The organism is Pseudomonas fluorescens (assembly GCF_000968015.1).
In the GTDB taxonomy this organism is placed as follows: Bacteria; Pseudomonadota; Gammaproteobacteria; order Pseudomonadales; family Pseudomonadaceae; genus Aquipseudomonas; species Aquipseudomonas fluorescens_W.
This window is the reverse complement of the sequence record NZ_LACH01000005.1, coordinates 55197-71310: the sequence shown is the minus strand read 5'-3', so window position 1 is coordinate 71310 and position 16114 is coordinate 55197. Positions and strand designations below refer to the sequence as shown.

General features: G+C 58.6%; 14 protein-coding genes. 9 read left to right on the top strand and 5 right to left on the bottom strand.

Features of this window, described 5'->3' with window-relative positions:
- The first annotated feature begins 249 nt into the window (after positions 1 to 249).
- Positions 250 to 789 carry a hypothetical protein gene (locus tag VD17_RS04305; protein WP_046052822.1) on the top strand — a complete coding sequence of 180 codons (540 nt, stop codon included), beginning with the start codon at positions 250 to 252 and terminating at the stop codon, positions 787 to 789.
- 7 nt (positions 790 to 796) lie between these two features.
- Here VD17_RS04305 and VD17_RS04300 read toward each other — a convergent pair whose 3' ends face one another.
- Positions 797 to 4933, bottom strand: a complete 4137-nt coding sequence (locus VD17_RS04300; RefSeq protein WP_046052821.1) for a CheR family methyltransferase — start codon at positions 4931 to 4933, stop codon at positions 797 to 799.
- Positions 4934 to 5138: 205 nt separating this feature from the next.
- Here VD17_RS04300 and VD17_RS04295 point away from each other — a divergent pair, with 205 nt between their 5' ends.
- The 4 genes from VD17_RS04295 (at position 5139) to VD17_RS04280 (ending at position 10318) form a co-directional block, all read left to right on the top strand.
- A complete protein-coding gene (locus tag VD17_RS04295; protein WP_046052820.1) occupies positions 5139 to 6743 on the top strand; it encodes a tetratricopeptide repeat-containing response regulator in 1605 nt (534 codons plus the stop codon).
- Positions 6740 to 7432: a sensor histidine kinase gene (locus VD17_RS04290; RefSeq protein WP_046052819.1), complete on the top strand. Its 693-nt coding sequence runs from the start codon at positions 6740 to 6742 to the stop codon at positions 7430 to 7432. Before VD17_RS04295 ends, VD17_RS04290 begins: the two co-directional genes overlap by 4 nt.
- Positions 7433 to 7634: 202 nt before the next feature.
- Positions 7635 to 8876, top strand: a complete 1242-nt coding sequence (locus VD17_RS04285) for a glutamine synthetase family protein (RefSeq protein WP_185753105.1) — start codon at positions 7635 to 7637, stop codon at positions 8874 to 8876.
- Between the two features lie 71 nt (positions 8877 to 8947).
- Positions 8948 to 10318, top strand: coding sequence for an MFS transporter (locus tag VD17_RS04280; protein ID WP_046052817.1), 1371 nt, complete (start codon positions 8948 to 8950; stop codon positions 10316 to 10318).
- Between the two features lie 65 nt (positions 10319 to 10383).
- On the opposite strand, the gene VD17_RS04275 is transcribed toward VD17_RS04280, so the two are convergent.
- From VD17_RS04275 to flgA, 4 genes are all read right to left on the bottom strand, one after another.
- Positions 10384 to 11130: a flagellar brake protein gene (locus VD17_RS04275; protein ID WP_046052816.1), complete on the bottom strand. Its 747-nt coding sequence runs from the start codon at positions 11128 to 11130 to the stop codon at positions 10384 to 10386.
- 92 nt (positions 11131 to 11222) lie between these two features.
- The gene (locus tag VD17_RS04270; RefSeq protein WP_046052815.1) at positions 11223 to 11690 is read right to left on the bottom strand and encodes a flagella synthesis protein FlgN; all 468 of its coding nucleotides are present in this window, start codon (positions 11688 to 11690) and stop codon (positions 11223 to 11225) included.
- A gap of 48 nt (positions 11691 to 11738) precedes the next feature.
- The gene (gene flgM / locus VD17_RS04265) at positions 11739 to 12065 is read right to left on the bottom strand and encodes a flagellar biosynthesis anti-sigma factor FlgM (RefSeq protein ID WP_008147951.1); all 327 of its coding nucleotides are present in this window, start codon (positions 12063 to 12065) and stop codon (positions 11739 to 11741) included.
- 166 nt (positions 12066 to 12231) lie between these two features.
- Positions 12232 to 12993 (bottom strand): flagellar basal body P-ring formation chaperone FlgA, encoded by a 762-nt coding sequence (flgA, locus tag VD17_RS04260; RefSeq protein WP_046052814.1) that lies wholly within the window; start codon positions 12991 to 12993, stop codon positions 12232 to 12234.
- An 82-nt stretch (positions 12994 to 13075) separates the two neighbouring features.
- Between flgA and VD17_RS04255 the strand changes: the two genes are divergently transcribed.
- From VD17_RS04255 to flgC, 4 genes are all read left to right on the top strand, one after another.
- The gene (locus tag VD17_RS04255) at positions 13076 to 14008 is read left to right on the top strand and encodes a chemotaxis protein CheV (RefSeq protein ID WP_046052813.1); all 933 of its coding nucleotides are present in this window, start codon (positions 13076 to 13078) and stop codon (positions 14006 to 14008) included.
- Between the two features lie 46 nt (positions 14009 to 14054).
- Positions 14055 to 14882 carry a protein-glutamate O-methyltransferase CheR gene (cheR, locus tag VD17_RS04250; RefSeq protein ID WP_008147958.1) on the top strand — a complete coding sequence of 276 codons (828 nt, stop codon included), beginning with the start codon at positions 14055 to 14057 and terminating at the stop codon, positions 14880 to 14882.
- A gap of 371 nt (positions 14883 to 15253) precedes the next feature.
- On the top strand, positions 15254 to 15661 hold the full coding sequence (flgB, locus tag VD17_RS04245; protein ID WP_046052812.1) for a flagellar basal body rod protein FlgB: 408 nt from the start codon (positions 15254 to 15256) through the stop codon (positions 15659 to 15661).
- 3 nt (positions 15662 to 15664) lie between these two features.
- Entirely contained in the window at positions 15665 to 16108 is a 444-nt protein-coding gene (gene flgC, locus VD17_RS04240; RefSeq protein ID WP_007937507.1) for a flagellar basal body rod protein FlgC, read from the top strand.
- Positions 16109 to 16114: the final 6 nt, after the last annotated feature.

Sequence of the window (16114 nt, the reverse complement as noted above, 5' to 3'; positions counted from 1 at the left end):
ATCGCCGATGGTAGTGTGGGGTTTCCCCATGTGAGAGTAGGTCATCGTCAAGATTAAATTCCGAATCCCCTATCTGCGTATGCAGGTGGGGGTTTTGTTTTGTCCGCAGGAAAGTGGTGTGACGAAAAGGGACAGCCCAACGGCTATCCCGGGTTCCAGCAGAATCGTTAATGAAACCGCCCGACGATCTACATGGAAAGTCCGTCATTGCTGTGCCTTACTCCAGACACAACTCATGGAGCGACGTCGATGCGGCGTAGAGGCACAAAATTCTGGTTATGGACCAATTCGCGGTTACCCCTCCATACGCATGAAGAGGTACTCAGCAATGGACTGCACATCGAGGTGCAGGCGCGGGTCAGTCATGAGGGGATTACACAGGTATTTATAGGCGTCTACGACACCGACGGCTGGGCGATTTGCGAGGAGTTTCATGACCTCTACGCGGGTGAACATTACTGTGTGGCGTTGAAGTGGGGCGCTCAGCGGGCGAGGGAAATTGTCGCGGACACTCAGGAGTTCGTCGCGCCGCACCGGGTGCAACTGACCTTGAGTCCGGTGATCACCGATGAGTCGGAACTGGCCCTGCGGCGGATGGAAATGACCGAGCGCGAGTCTTTGAAACTCAGGTCCGAAGATGCCTGGTCGGAGTATATGGCTGCCAAGGCAGCCATGCTGGTGCTGATGCGCTCAACCAAAGTCGACCCCAAGGACTGGGCCGATCACAAGGATCGGCTCAGGCAGGCCATCGATCGACGAGCCTGCGTACAGCGCGCCTATCTGTGCTGACCCTGTCTCAGATCTGGGAGCGTCGCAGAGTCTCAATCGTTTCGATCAGCTCATCGTAGGACACCGGTTTTCCAATGTGCTGGTCAAAGCCCGATTGCCGCGATTTTTGAATGTCGCTGTGGGCGCCATAGCCGGTCAGTGCAATGGCCGGCACATCTTTGACCAGCGGCAACTGACGCAATGCGCTCATCAGCTCGTGGCCGTTCATGACCGGCATGCCCAAGTCAGAAATGATCAGGTCGAAACGGGTGTTTTTTGCCGCGTCCAAAGCCGCCACCGGACGGTCGAAGGCAATCACTTGCGCGTCTTCCATTTCCAGCAGCATTTTCAAGGTTTCCAGCACATCGGCGGAGTCGTCGACCAGCAGGATCGTCAAACCGCTCAGCCGGCCTGAGGCTTCTTCGACCTGGGTCGGGGATTGAGCTTCACCGTTGGTCTGGGTCATTGGCAGGTAAACCGTGAAGGTACAACCTGTTCCCACCCCGGCAGAGTTCACCTCAACCGTGCCCCGTTGGGCCTCGGTCAACTGACGGACCAGGGACAAGCCGATCCCCAGACCCTCACGGTTGTGGCTGACGTGCTGCTTTTCAGCCTGGCCGAACAGGTCGAACACGTGATCGAGGTTCTCGGGTGCGATGCCTGCACCGTTGTCTTTGACGTCCAGTCGCGCCATGTTTCCAACCTGGCTGGCGATCAATTGCACGCGGCCGTTGGAGGGCGTGAATTTCAGCGCGTTATTCACCAGGTTCCAGATGATCTGCTCCAGGCGCGTCGGGTCGGCATGGACCATCAAGGCGCCTGAAGGCACGTGCAGCTCGACGGTGACATCGTGTCGGTCGTTGAGCACGACGGCGTGAATATCGCGCAACACACCGGCCAGATCCACAGCAATTGGTTTCAGTTTGAGTTTGCCGGTGCGCACCCGCGCAACATCCAGCAGATCATCGATGATTCGTGCCTGGCTGTTGACGGCGTCGCAGATGGTGTTGACGGCCTTGGCGGCCGGCGCCACCGACTTGGTCAGCGGCAAGCGACGCAGCAGTTCTGCATTGAGCTGAATCAGATTCAACGGATGCTTGAGTTCGTGGGACATGACCGCGAAGAATTCATCCTTGAGGTAATTGGTGTTGCGCGTTTCGGCCAGTTGTTGGCGCTGTTCTTCATGCTGGCGCTTATGACCGGTCAGGTCGCGGGCGATTTTGACGTAGCCTTTGAGATTGTCGCCGCTGAGCAAGGTCACCTCGCCGCTGCAAAAGAAACGGTTGCCGTCCTTGCGCACGTGCCAGCGCTCATCTTCGCTGCGGCCAAGGGTGCGCACTGACAACAGTTCGTTTTCAGGCACGCCGGACGCACGATCTTCAGGCGAGAAAATGAAGTCGTAATAGGCGCCCTCGGCCTCGGCCTTGCTGTAACCGAAAATCAATTCGGCGCCTTTGTTCCAGGTGGTGATCACGCCCTGCTCATCGAGGGTGATGATGGCGTAGTCGCGAGTGCTTTCGGCGACGAGGCGCATGCGTTCTTCGCCCAGTCGCAGCTCCTCTTCAGCCGCTCGACGTTTGGTGATGTCGATGAACGTCAGCACGGTGCCGTCGATGTGGTCTTCGCTGGAGCGATAGGGCAGCAGGCGGGCGATGTACCAGCGGTTGTCGGTGCTGCTGACTTCGCGTTCGATCATGTTCAGCGATTCGAACACCTGCGCCGCGTCTGCGACCAGGTCCTCGTAATGCAGGCGATGGGTAATGTCGAGCAAGGAGCGCCCGGTATCCACCGGCAACATGCTGAAGATGTCAGTAGCGCGCGGAGTGAACCACTTGATGCGCATGCCGCGATCGACAAACACCGTGGCGATGTCGGTGGAGGCGATCAGGTTGGTCAGGTAGTCATTGATCTTGTCGGTTTCTTCGACTTTGGTTTTCAGCTCGTAGTTGACCGTCAGCAGCTCTTCGTTGATCGACTGCAGCTCTTCCTTGCTGGTCTCCAGCTCTTCGGTGGCCGAGCGCAGTTCTTCGTTGATTGCCTGCATTTCTTCGTTGGAAGCCTTGAGCTCTTCGCTGGAGACTTCCGATTGTTCGATAGTGTCCTGCAAGTGCAGCTTGGTGCGTTGCAGTTCGCGCTCAAGGTTGGACAGCACCTGGCTTTCGGTCTGTAGCACGGTGGTAGCCGCTCGTTCGGCAGGGTCGACCTCGACTTCCTCGAAAATCACCAGGACGTATTCGCCGTCCGATTCATCATCCTTGTAGGGATGCGCGACCAGATCAATCAGATAACTGCGCTTATCCCGCTTGATCGGTACTTCGCGGGACTTGACCGGAAGGCCACTCTGCTGGACCTGGAACAGCGTGGTGCGGATTTCCAGGCGCAGTTCCGGAAGAATCAGCGTCAGCAAGTTACGCGACAATTCGCCGCCGACATGACGCAGGAAGCGCCCGGCACTCTCGCTCATGTGCAGGATGTCGGCGTTGGCATCGACGATCACACTCGGTGGTGCGGACTGTTCGAGGGCGCGTTGATGGATATCGCCAAATGACAATTTGCGCGGCGCGCTGCTTTGCGGGACCTGCTGGGAAGTGTTGGTCCGCACATAACCTCCACGCGGCATGGTCGGTGTGCGCCGACTGTTGGCCGTGCCGGTCTTGGCGCGGAAGATCCGGTTGCGTTTATCCACCGGGGCGAACAATTCGTGGCACGCGTCCGCGCTCTCGGAAGTGCCGAGGAATAGGAAGCCGCCCGGACGCAGGGCAAAGTGGAACATCTGGAGAATTTCGCGTTGCACTTCGCGATCCAGATAAATCAGCAGGTTGCGGCAAACAATCAGATCGATCTGCGAGAAGGGCGGGTCGGACAACAGGCTGTGTTTGGCGAACAAGACCTTTTCGCGGATTTCCTTGCGGATGCGATAGTGATCGTCTTCCTTGATGAAATAGTGGCGCAGCCGCGAGGGTGGCACATCGGTGATGATCGCTTGTGGATACAGGCCGGCCCGGCCGACGCTGATGGCGCGTTCATCGATGTCGGTGGCGAACAGCTGCATCGACGCCGCACTGGCGTCCAGTTGCAGTTGATCGTTGAGCAGCATTGCCAGGCTGTAGGCTTCTTCGCCCGTGGAGCAGCCCGCGGACCAGACACGGATTTCTTCTTTCTCGGGTTGCGCGGACACGGCCGCGCTGACCAGTTGCGGCACGACATCCCGCTCCAGGGCTTCGAAAGCTTCTCTGTCACGGAAGAAGTTGGTCACGCCGATCAGCATGTCGCCCAGCAGTGCCTTGGTTTCTTCGGGATTGTTCTGCAGATACTGGTAGTAGGCACTCAAGTCCGACTGGCCGGTCACCTGCATCCGGCGTTCGATCCGGCGCAACACGGTGGCGCGTTTGTAGTGTTTGAAGTCATGACCGGTGCCGGTGCGCAACTGAATCAGGACGTCGCGCAGCACTTGTTCGGCAATTGCCGCGTCACGCTCGGACACCGCTGCAATGGTTTGCAGTTCTGGATCGTTGGCGGTGGGCAAACTGATTTCCCTGGAGTTGCGCCATAGCTCCAGCAGTTTTTGCGGCATTTCCACTACGGGCAGCACCAGGTCAACCATGCGGGTTTCGATGGCGGCGCAAGGCATGCCATCGAATTCGGCATCTTCCGGTGCCTGGGCCAAGGTAATGCCACCTTGTTCCTTGATCCGTGACAAGCCAACCGCGCCATCCGAGCCGGTGCCCGACAACACCAGACAGAAGGCGCGCTCGCGGTGCACATCGGCCAGGTCGCGGAAGAACAGATCAATGGATGCGTGGCGACCTTCGCTCGGGTCTGTGGCGCTGACCTCCAGAAAGCCATCGTTCATGGTCAGCCGTTGCGCCGGTGAAATGACGTATACCCGGTTTTTCTCGATGGCCACCGTTTCGGTCACCTGCAGAACCGGCATCTTGGTCGATTCCTGGACGATCTTGTCAGCGATGCTTTGGTGATCGGGGGATAGATGAAGAATGATCACGAACGCCATGCCATTGTCCTGAGGCATGTTTTCAAAGAACAGCTTGATCGCTTGCAGCCCGCCCGCCGACGCACCGATGCCCACCACCGGAAAGTCCAGGGTGCTGGGGCTCAGGGGCTTTCGCTCAGATGTAGTATCCGAGCGCTTCGGTGTGGTGGTCATGACTTCGGCCTTTAGCTGCGACGTAGAGCGTCTTGGTTTCAAGCGACAGTAAGCGCACTTCAATAAATCAGGATAATCCTGTTTTTTGATAACGCCTTCAAATATTTAGCGCGTACTAAACGGCATGACTTCTCAAGGGAACGGCACTACTGGCCGATAACCCGAACAGTCATGGTCTTCTTCTTAAACTGCCTGGAAATCTTCGATGCTGTCGTATCACCAAAAGCGTTTTTTGATCGTCGATGATTTCTCGGATTTCCGCAGTTCCGTCAGGTCCATGCTGCGCGAACTGGGCGTCAAGGATGTCGACACCGCCGACTCCGGTGAACAGGCGCTGCGTATGTGTTCGCAGAAGGCCTACGATTTCATCCTGCAGGACTTTCACCTGGGCGACGGCAAGAAGAACGGCCAGCAGGTGCTTGAAGACCTGATGATCGAGAAGCTGATCAGCCATGAGGCCGTGTTCGTCATGGTCACCGCCGAGACCAGTCAGGCGATGGTGCTCAGTGCGTTGGAACACGAACCCGATGCGTACCTGACCAAACCGTTCAACCGTTCCGGCCTGGCTCAACGGCTGGAGCGGCTGGAGCAACGCAAGACCTTGCTCAAGCCGATTCTGCAGGCCCTTGACCGGGGCAAACCGGTTGAAGTGCTCAATGCCTGCATCGCCCTGTGCAAGCAAGACATCCGCTACTCGCCGTTGTGCCTGCGCTATCGCGCCGATGCCTTGCGCGACCTGAATCAGAACGAGGCGCTGGAGCGTCTCTATGACAGCATCATTGCGGATCGGCCTTTGCCGTGGGCGTTTGCCGGCCTGGGCAAATTGCTGTTCAAGCGTGGCCAGGTCGGTCAGGCCAAAGGCGTCTATGAAAAAGCCCTGAAAGTGTTCCCGATGATGCCGGCGCTCTACGACGGCATGGCCGATGTACTGGTCGCCGAAGGCGACACCAAGGCGGCCCAGAATGTGCTGGAAGAGGCGATCCGTTTGTCGCCGCTGGCGGTGCGCCGGCAAGCGCAGTTGGGCAAGTTGGCGATGGCCAACGAAGATTTCGAGACCGCCTCCAAAGCCTATCGTCAGGCGGTGTCGCAGGGCGCGCAGTCACGTTTCAAGGATGCGGAGAGCAACCTTGGCCTGGCCCATGCCTTGATCAGTAAAGGCAGTGAAAAAGGCCTGGATACCCGGACTCGACTGGAAATCAATACGACCCTGAGTGCGGTGGCCAAGGAAAACCCTTCCGACCCGGGTTTGCAGATTCGTGCGCGATTGATGAAAGCCACCAGCCTGTTGCTCAACGATGCCGAAACTGCCGAGAAGCTCACCGAGCAGGCGATGATGCGCCTCGATGGCATGGAACAGTTCATGAGCGCCGAAGCGGCGCTGCTGGTGGCCAAGCAACTGCAGATGCTCGGGCAGGCCAGCGCCGGCGCCTCGATGTTGAAAAACTGCGCGGAAATCTACGGCGACGACCCGACGGTGATGAAGGGTATCGCCAAGTTGACCGACGATCCGACCATTCTCAACTCCGGCAATGCCGCTGCGGACCTCAACCGTCAGGGCGTGCGGGTGTACAAGACCGGTGACCTGGTGGAGGCGCGGCAGGTGTTCCGCAAAGCCCTGGCGCTGCAACCCAAGAACATCAGTATCGCGCTGAACATGGCGCAGTCGCTGCTGCATGGCACCGACACCAGTGTCCCTTCGGCGGAGCTGGAGGAATGTCGGACGTGCCTGAAGATGGTCGGCCTGATGCCCGACACCGATGCACGTTTTCCCCGTTATCAGAAGTTGCGAAGCAAGGCGTTTGGCGAATGAACGACAGCGAACAGGCACTCGATTTTTCCACGGTGATTGCCTCCACCGTGCACGACATGAAGAACTCCCTGGCAATGCTGATGCAGGCGCACAGCCAATGGTTGGCGCGCTTGCCGGATCCGCAGCAGCACACCCCGGAGCAGGGTGTGATCGAATTCGAGTTCGCGCATCTCAATAGCATGCTGGTGCAGTTGCTGGGGCTGTACAAACTCGGCGTCAACCAAATGCCGTTGCAACCGGCCTACCATGAACTGGATGACTTCATCGAAGCGCAATTGGCCTGCCACCAGGACGTGTTTGCCAGTCGCGGCATCATGGCGACCTATGAAGTGGACCCATTGAGCCCTCTGGGTTTCTTCGACCGGGAGCTGATTGCTTCGGTGCTGGGCAACAGCATCAACAACGCCATTCGTTACGCCCGCCACGCGGTGTTGATCAGCGTCAGCGATGAAGCCGGGCAACTGGTGCTGACCGTCAACGACGATGGCGAGGGTTATCCACCCGAGATGATCGAGCGTCAGGCCGATTACGTGCAGGGCATCAACCACAGCAGCGGAAGCACAGGCCTGGGCCTGTACTTTGCCGGGCGGATTGCTGCACTCCATCAACGCAATGGCGTGGGCGGACGCACCGACATCAGCAATGGCGGCCCGCTGGGTGGCGGGGTATTCAGCCTCTATCTGCCCTGACCGGTTCTTTTTGTGGGTCGCTGCTTGATATTCCGAACAGGTGGAGCCTATTTTGTACGGGTCGCCGTTCGCGGCTCGCACAACAACAAAGGATTGCGTCATGACAACCGATGGCCATCGCTCACTCGCACAGCGATTGACGGGCATTGATGAGATTGAATGCGTCACGCCGGATTTGAATGGCGTGCCCCGTGGCAAGGTAATGACCGCCGAAGGCTTTCTCGAGGGGCGGCGTTTGCAGATGGCGCGGGGAGTGCTGCTGCAATGCATCATGGGCGGATATCCGCCAGCGCGCTTTTACGGCAGCGATGATGGCGACCTGGCGCTGGTGCCCGACCCTGCACAAATCCATCGCTTGCCGTGGAGCAAGCAGCCGCGAGCCTTGGCCATTTGCGATGCGGACGAGTTGACTGGCGAAAGCTCGTCTCTGTCGACCCGCGGCCAACTCAAAGCCGTGATCGCGCGTTACGCGGCCCTCGGCCTGGCGCCGGTGGTGGCGACCGAGCTGGAGTTTTTTGTGTTTGCGCCCAACACCGACCCGACTCAACCGTTCCAGCCGCCGCTGGGCCTGGATGGTCGTCGCGAGGACGGTCAATCGGCGTTCAGTATCAGTTCCAATAATGGTTTGCGGCCGTTCTTCAGTGAGGTCTACGCCTGCATGGCGGCCCTGGGCTTGCCGCGCGATACCTTCATGCACGAGATGGGCGTCAGCCAATTCGAGATCAACCTGCTGCACGGCGACCCGCTGCTGCTGGCCGACCAGACACTCCTGTTCAAACACCTGCTTAAAGAAGTCGCGCTCAAGCATGGCCTGACCGTGGTTTGCATGGCCAAGCCGCTGGCGCACACGTCGGGCAGTTCGATGCATATTCACCAGAGCATCATCGAGATCGGCAGCGGGCGTAACGTGTTCAGCGACAAGGCGGGTGAACCGACCGCGACCTTCCGTCATTTCATCGCGGGTCAGCAGGCCGGCATGGCGGATTTCACGGCGTTGTTCGCACCGAACGTGAACTCTTATCAGCGCTTGTGCCATCCGTATGCGTCGCCAAATAATGCCTGCTGGTCCCACGACAACCGCGCGGCCGGATTACGCATTCCGGCCAGTTCGCCCGCCGCTCGTCGGGTCGAGAACCGCTTGCCGGGGGCTGATGCGAATCCTTACCTGGCGATCGCCGCCAGCCTTGCCGCAGGGTTGTATGGTATTGAACACAAACTGGAGCCGAGCGAGCCGATCCAGGGCGAATTTGAAGTGCCGGACAATCTTTCGTTGCCGTGTACCTTGCATGCGGCTCTTGAGCGTCTGAAACGTAGTCAATTGGCGAAGGAACTGTTTGGCAAGGAGTTCATCGAAGGCTACATCGCCTCGAAGACCATGGAGTTGACCAGCTTCTTTGATGAAATTACTCCCTGGGAACGGCGTGTTTTAGCGGCCCAGGCCTGACGATCCGTCGACATCAGGCTATCGTTTGTCGGTAGCCTGAAACTCACTGCAAGGAGCCGCTCGGAACGCCGATGCGCCAAATCTGGAAACCCTTTCGAGCGCTATATTTTGCCTCGCTGATGATGTTGATCGGCTCTGGCCTGTTGAGTACTTACCTGGCCTTGCGCCTGGCCGCCGATCACGTCGACAGCCTGTGGGTCGGTGCGTTGATGGCAGCCAACTATTGCGGCCTGGTGCTGGGTGGCAAGATCGGCCACCGGTTGATTGCCCGGGTCGGGCATATTCGCGCCTATTCGGCCTGCGCCGGGATTGTCGGCGCGGCGGTGCTGGGCCATGGCCTGGTGGACTGGTTGCCTGCCTGGATCTTCCTGCGGGTCATCGTCGGCCTTGGCATGATGTGCCAATACATGGTCATCGAAAGCTGGCTCAATGAGCAGGCCGAAGCCTCGCAGCGCGGCACGGTGTTCAGCGGCTACATGATCGCCTCGTACCTGGGGCTGGTGCTGGGTCAGTTGATTCTGGTCATGCACCCGGGCCTGGGCCTTGAGCTGCTGATGCTGGTCGCCTTGTGCTTCGCGCTGTGCCTGGTGCCGGTGGCCCTGACTCGCCGGATTCACCCGGCACCGTTGCACCCGGCCCCGATGGAGCCGCGCTTCTTCATCAAGCGCGTGCCGCAGTCGTTGAGCACGGTGCTGGGGGCGGGACTGATCATTGGTTCGTTCTACGGTCTGGCACCGCTGTATGCCTCACAGCAGGGGTTGTCCACGGAGCAGGTGGGTCTGTTCATGGGTAGCTGCATTTTTGCCGGTTTGCTGGTGCAATGGCCGCTGGGCTGGCTGTCCGACCGTTATGACCGGGCGCTGTTGATCCGCTGTTTTGCGCTGGTCCTGGCGCTTGCCGCGTTGCCGCTGGCAATCATGCAACAGGTACCGCTGGAGATTTTGTTTATCACCGGGTTCTGCTGTTCGCTGGTGATGTTCTGTCTGTATCCGCTGGCGGTGGCGTTCTCCAACGACCACGTCGAGGGTGATCGTCGGGTGTCCCTGACAGCGATGCTGTTGGTGACCTACGGTGTCGGCGCCAGTATCGGGCCGCTGGTGGCCGGGGTGCTGATGAAGCTGTTCGGCAGCCACATGCTCTATGCCTTCTTCAGTTTCTTCGCGTTGGTGCTGGTGTGGCGGATTCGCCCGAAAGCGGTGACCAACCTGCATCAGGTCGACGATGCGCCGCTGCATCACGTCGCCATGCCGGACAGTATGTCGAGCTCGCCGTTGGTAGCTTGCCTTGACCCGCGTGTTGATGAGCAGGTGGTGCAAGACCAGATGCAGAACCCGATCAACCCTGAGCCAGACCCGGAACCCGAATCAGAGACCGAAGCCGATCCGCCGCCCGAAGACCCTGATGCACCTCGCGAGCAAAGTTTTACCGAGGCCAGGCCTTAAATCCAACGCATAAAAAAACGGGCAGTCACCGCAAGGGACTGCCCGTTTTCTATTGAAGCGTCGTATTACATGTCGTCTTTGTCGAAGCGTCGCGCTTCGCGCTGAAGCTGATAGACGAACCGCTCGACCTGACGCTGCACCAGCCCGCTCATATTGTGAAAGCGTACGCCGGCGAAGGTGGTGGAGATCCTTTCTTCGAAGTGCAGGTAACGCAGCTCGACGGGTGCCGTCATGTTGCCAAAGGGCAGGGCGGCGATGAAACGGTCATAGACCTGGCCCAGTTGCAGGCTGCCCGTGATGTCGCCTTCGAAGCGCAACTTGCAGCCGGTGGCGGAGATGTCCAATAGCTTGCCGCTGATCGGCGACTTGAGCTTTTCACCGCCCAGATCGACGTTGACCAGTTGTGCCAGCTTCAATGCTGCGCGGAATGCATTGCGACGCTGGTGGTAAACCACCTCGGCGGGCAGGGCGCCACGGTAGCAGCGACCGCCACCGGATTCGTCGATGGTCAGCGGGCCGTTGCTTTCCCAGGCAATGCGCACGCCGTCGTGAAAGCCTTCGACCTTGAACGGTTCGCCGGCGAGCAGGAAGCGTTCACCGTCGCGGGGAATCATTTCGTCCAGGGCAATCATGTTGCTGTCACGGTCAAGGTCCACCAGATAACTCTGGAAGCGCTGGCTGCGCTCATGGAACGTGATGATCAGCGGATCATGGCTGTCTTGCAGCTGGCGCAGGTTGCCGGAGATCTCCAACGGCGTGGTGAGCACCTTGGGTGGCTGCGGAGCATCTTCCGCGCTTAAGGCATTGAACACGGTTCATCAATCTCCAGACAAAATATGACTACGGCTGGCCATCATACTGCCAGCATGTTGCGCGTCTTGATAGTGCGCGCTATTCAGCAGGCTCAAGCCTGACTGAGCGGGCGTGGCTTCGCAAGCATGGAGGTTGATCCGCGCGCATCGTAGAGCGCTGGCGGCTCGCCGCCGTTGAGAATTTTCAGCTGATTGGCCGTCGCGGCCTGTTGCACCAGGATCGACTGGCCATTCTTGACGTTGGCCGCCTGGCATTGAGCCAGAAGATCGGTCAATACATCGCTGTGCTCCAACAGCTGATCGCCAATGCTCGAATGGCTGGCAAGTTGCTCCAGGCCGTTGCGATTGGTCGGCAGGTTGAGGCTGGCGAGAATTTCACTGCGCTTGCGGCCATGCTGATCGAGCAAAATGATCAATGCCTGTTTCTGCGCCAGAATTTCTTCGAGCAGTGGCATGTCGCGACCGTGCAAGGCGAGGGACTCGGTTTGCAGTAACTCCAGCAAGTGCTGTGCTGGTGCGAAATCGTCGGTGATCAGTTGCAGTAAATTAGTGTCGTGCATGGCTGGCCTTGGGTTTTAAGCGTCCAAAAGCCTGGCGCAGGCCTTGGCCTAGCGCTGGGCTTCGAAGTTGAGCAGTTTGCTGGCTACACGGTTGCTGTCGACTTTGTAGCTGCCATCGGCAATCGCTGCTTTCAACTCGGCCACGCGGGCGTTGTCGACGGCAGGCTGATCGCGCAGCTTGTCAGTGACCTTCTGCAACTGTTGAGCCTCATTGCTGAGATGTACCGATTCCCCGCTTTTGACGGTACTGGCCTGTTCGGCCGGGGTATTCAGCGGTGCGGGTTTGCCGGCTTCGGCGGTTTCCTTCGCGGTGCTGGTACGTGTACTACCGGTAAGTGACGAGGAACTGTTTAAACGGCTGAAATCGATGACCATGACAAAAAACCTCTGGGTATTTGGACGCTTGCCATGTTTTCGGCCATACCCGGGAAAACTTTAGGCCCAATTATCAATGAGCTTGCGCGCGTCAGCGCTTGCCCTGCATAGGGCACAGTCTAGGGAACAGTCGAGTGGCGCGCCACATCTTCACAAACAGAGAGTTCTACATGGCCACTTCCACCTGGCCGGGCGCGATGACTTGCGCCTTGATGACCCGCTGGGAATTGAGGTTTTTCACCCGAATCTGTTCGCGCAGGCCGCCGTTGGACAGCGCTTCACCCGGCATGCGCACGCTGAGCGTTCCACTGCGGGCGGTAATCACCACCTGGTCGCCCTTGGTGATGACTTCTGCCTGTTCCATGTGCACCAGGGTCATGACCTGGTCGGCGACCATTGGTCGGGTAAGTTTCTGCCCGATCGCCTGGTCGACGGAAGTCAGGTAACCCTGGCTGATCAGACTGATGTCACGTTCGCGCAGGGTCACATCCTGGGGCTCGACGATACCGGCACGTCGCAGCGGGCGGGTGGTGGTCACAATGTCGCGAAACAGACGCACTTGAGCGGGTACGAAGACCGTCCAGGGTGACGCGCCCTCGCAGCGCACCTTGACCGTAACGCGCCCCAGCGGCGTGGCCGGGCTCTCCAGGGACGCTGTCAATTCCTTGTCGCACATGGGCATGCGCAGCCGCGGATCGAGCTGCTTGACCTCGATCTCGTAGCGGCCTTCCGTTTGACTGGTCGCCAGATAGTCTTCTACGGTGAATTCAAGAAAGCCCTGAGTGACGCCGATAAGCATGTCAGGCAAGGTAACCGCGTCAGCAAGGGCAGGGCAGCCAGCGTTGAACAGGCAGACGGCCGACACCGCGCAAAGCAATGTGCGGGCGTTTGATGTCAGGCGTCGGAAAAATGTCGGTTCTGTGTTCATAAGAGTTAAAAAGCAAGCGCCGTGCCGTTTAGTGATGAATGCGCGTCGCAACACACTTAAGCGTTGGTGTAGGAGTCTGTGCATGGCTGGGGTAATGGATTCGGTAAACCAGCGCACGCAACTGGTAGGGCAAAATCGCCTTGAGCTGTTGTTGTTCCGTCTCGACGGCCAACAGCTGTATGGGATCAACGTGTTCAAGGTTCGGGAGGTGCTGCAATGCCCCAAACTGACGCTGATGCCAAAATCCAGTCCTGTCGTGTGCGGTGTGGCAAATATTCGGGGGGCGACCATTCCGATTCTTGATCTGGCCATGGCGACCGGTTCCGGTGCGCTGAAAGATCAAAGCAATCCCTTCGTGATCATCACGGAGTACAACACCAAGACCCAGGGGTTCCTGGTGCGGTCGGTGGAACGCATCGTCAACATGAATTGGGAGGAGATTCATCCGCCACCCAAGGGCACGGGACGCGATCATTACCTGACGGCTGTGACCCGGGTCGACAATCAGTTAGTCGAAATCATCGACGTCGAGAAGGTGCTGGCAGAAGTGGCGCCGACACCGGAAGCGATTTCCGTTGGCGTGGTGGATGTCGAAACCCAGCACAAGGCGCTCTCTTTGCGAGTACTGACGGTCGATGACTCGTCGGTGGCGCGCAAGCAGGTGACCCGTTGCCTGCAGACGGTCGGTGTCGAAGTGGTGGCGTTGAACGACGGTCGGCAAGCGCTGGATTACCTGCGCAAGCTGGTCGACGAGGGCAAGAAGCCGGAAGAAGAGTTCCTGATGATGATTTCCGACATCGAGATGCCGGAGATGGACGGGTACACCCTCACGGCCGAGATCCGCAACGACCCTCGCATGCAAAAGCTTCACATCATCCTGCATACTTCGTTGTCGGGTGTATTCAATCAGGCGATGGTCAAGAAGGTCGGTGCCGATGACTTCCTTGCCAAATTCCGTCCTGATGACCTGGCATCCCGGGTAGTCAACCGGATCAAAGCGGCAGACATCAGCTAGGGGCCTTTTGCCCCTGGCGGTCAATACGATTTAAGAGGCGGCATCTTTGTCTACGGGTAATTTGGATTTTGAACAGTTCCGGGTCTTCCTGGAAAAAGCCTGTGGCATTTTGCTCGGTGAAAACAAGCAGTACCTGGTCTCGAGCCGTCTCAACAAACTGATGGAACAGCAAGGCATCAAGTCCCTGGGTGAGCTGGTCCAGCGCATCCAGACCCAGCCTCGCAGCGGTTTGCGCGAGATGGTGGTGGATGCCATGACCACCAACGAAACCCTGTGGTTTCGTGATACCTATCCGTTTGAAGTCTTGAAGAACAAGGTGCTGCCGGCGGCGATCAAGGCCGCCCCTGGCCAGCGTCTGCGGATCTGGTCGGCGGCCTGTTCGTCGGGGCAGGAACCGTATTCGCTGTCGATGTCGATCGATGAGTTCGAGCGCGTGAACATGGGCCAGTTGAAGATGGGGGTGCAGATCGTTGCCACCGACCTGTCCGGCACCATGCTGACCAACTGCAAGACCGGCGAGTACGACAGCCTGGCCATCGGTCGTGGCCTGTCGCCCGAGCGCCTTCAACGTTACTTCGACCCGAAAGGGCCGGGGCGCTGGGCAATCAAGGCACCGATCAAGAGCCGGGTGGAGTTTCGCTCGTTCAACCTGCTGGACAGCTACGCGAGCCTCGGCAAGTTCGATATCGTGTTCTGCCGCAACGTGCTGATCTACTTCTCCGCCGAGGTGAAGAAGGACATCCTGTTGCGCATTCACAGCACGTTGAAACCAGGCGGTTATCTGTTCCTCGGTGCTTCCGAGGCGCTGAACGGTTTGCCGGATCATTACCAGATGGTCCAGTGCAGCCCGGGAATCATTTACCAGGCGAAGTGATTCGTTGGCGTCATTGAAAAACGGGAGTCCTCAGGGGCTTCCGTTTTTTTATGCCTGATGATTTTCCAATCCCACCAACAAAACCCTTGTAGGAGTGAGCCTGCTCGCGATGGCGGTGTGACAGTTTGCATTGATGTCGACTGACACGACGCCATCGCGAGCAGGCTCACTCCTACAAGGGGGAGGTGGTGTTCTTGCGGGAGGGGGGATAAGCGGCAGAAAAGCGGCAGGCGGCGGAAATCGGTTGCCGCTTTTCTGGCATTGCCACTTTGCCACTGCCCGCAAAGCCCCGGTTTACGGGCTTTTTTTAATTGGCACGACGCTTGCTATGTCCATGTTACGAAAAATCAGGTCACCCGAAGGTTTCCGACATGAGCATCAGCTTCGATAAAGCGCTCGGTATCCACGAACAAGCCCTGGGCTTCCGCGCTCAGCGTGCCGAAGTCCTGGCCAACAATATCGCCAACGCCGACACCCCGAACTACAAGGCTCGGGATCTGGACTTCTCGAAAGTGCTTGCCGAGCAGAACGAGAAGACCAGGAGCGGCACTTTCGCTTTGAACAAGACCAACAGCCGTCATATCGAAGCCGAAGGCCTGGGCAATGGCGACGAGTCGCTGCTGTATCGCACGCCGATGCAACCGTCGATCGACCAGAACACCGTGGACGCCCAGCTGGAACAGTCGAACTACGCGGAAAACGCGATCAACTTCCAGGCCAGCTTCACCCTGCTCAACAGCAAATTCAAAGGGCTGGTGTCAGCCCTTCGTGGAGAGTAAGTCATGTCTCTATCCAGTGTTTTCAACATTGCCGGTAGCGGCATGAGTGCCCAGACCACTCGCTTGAACACCGTCGCCAGTAACATCGCCAACGCCGAGACCGTCTCGTCGAGCATCGACCAGACCTACCGTGCACGGCACCCGGTTTTCGCCACCATGTTCCAGGGCGGCCAGAGCGGCGGCAGCGATTCGCTGTTCCAGAACCAGGATGCGGCCGGTCAAGGCGTGCAAGTGCTGGGCGTGGTCGAGGACCAGAGCAACCTTGAAGCGCGCTACGAGCCGAACCATCCGGCGGCCGACGCCAAGGGCTACGTCTACTACCCGAACGTCAACGTGGTGGAAGAAATGGCTGACATGATTTCCGCGAGCCGTTCGTTCCAGACCAACGCCGAAATGATGAACACCGCCAAAACCATGATGCAGAAGGTCCTGACCCTCGGTCAGTGATAAGGG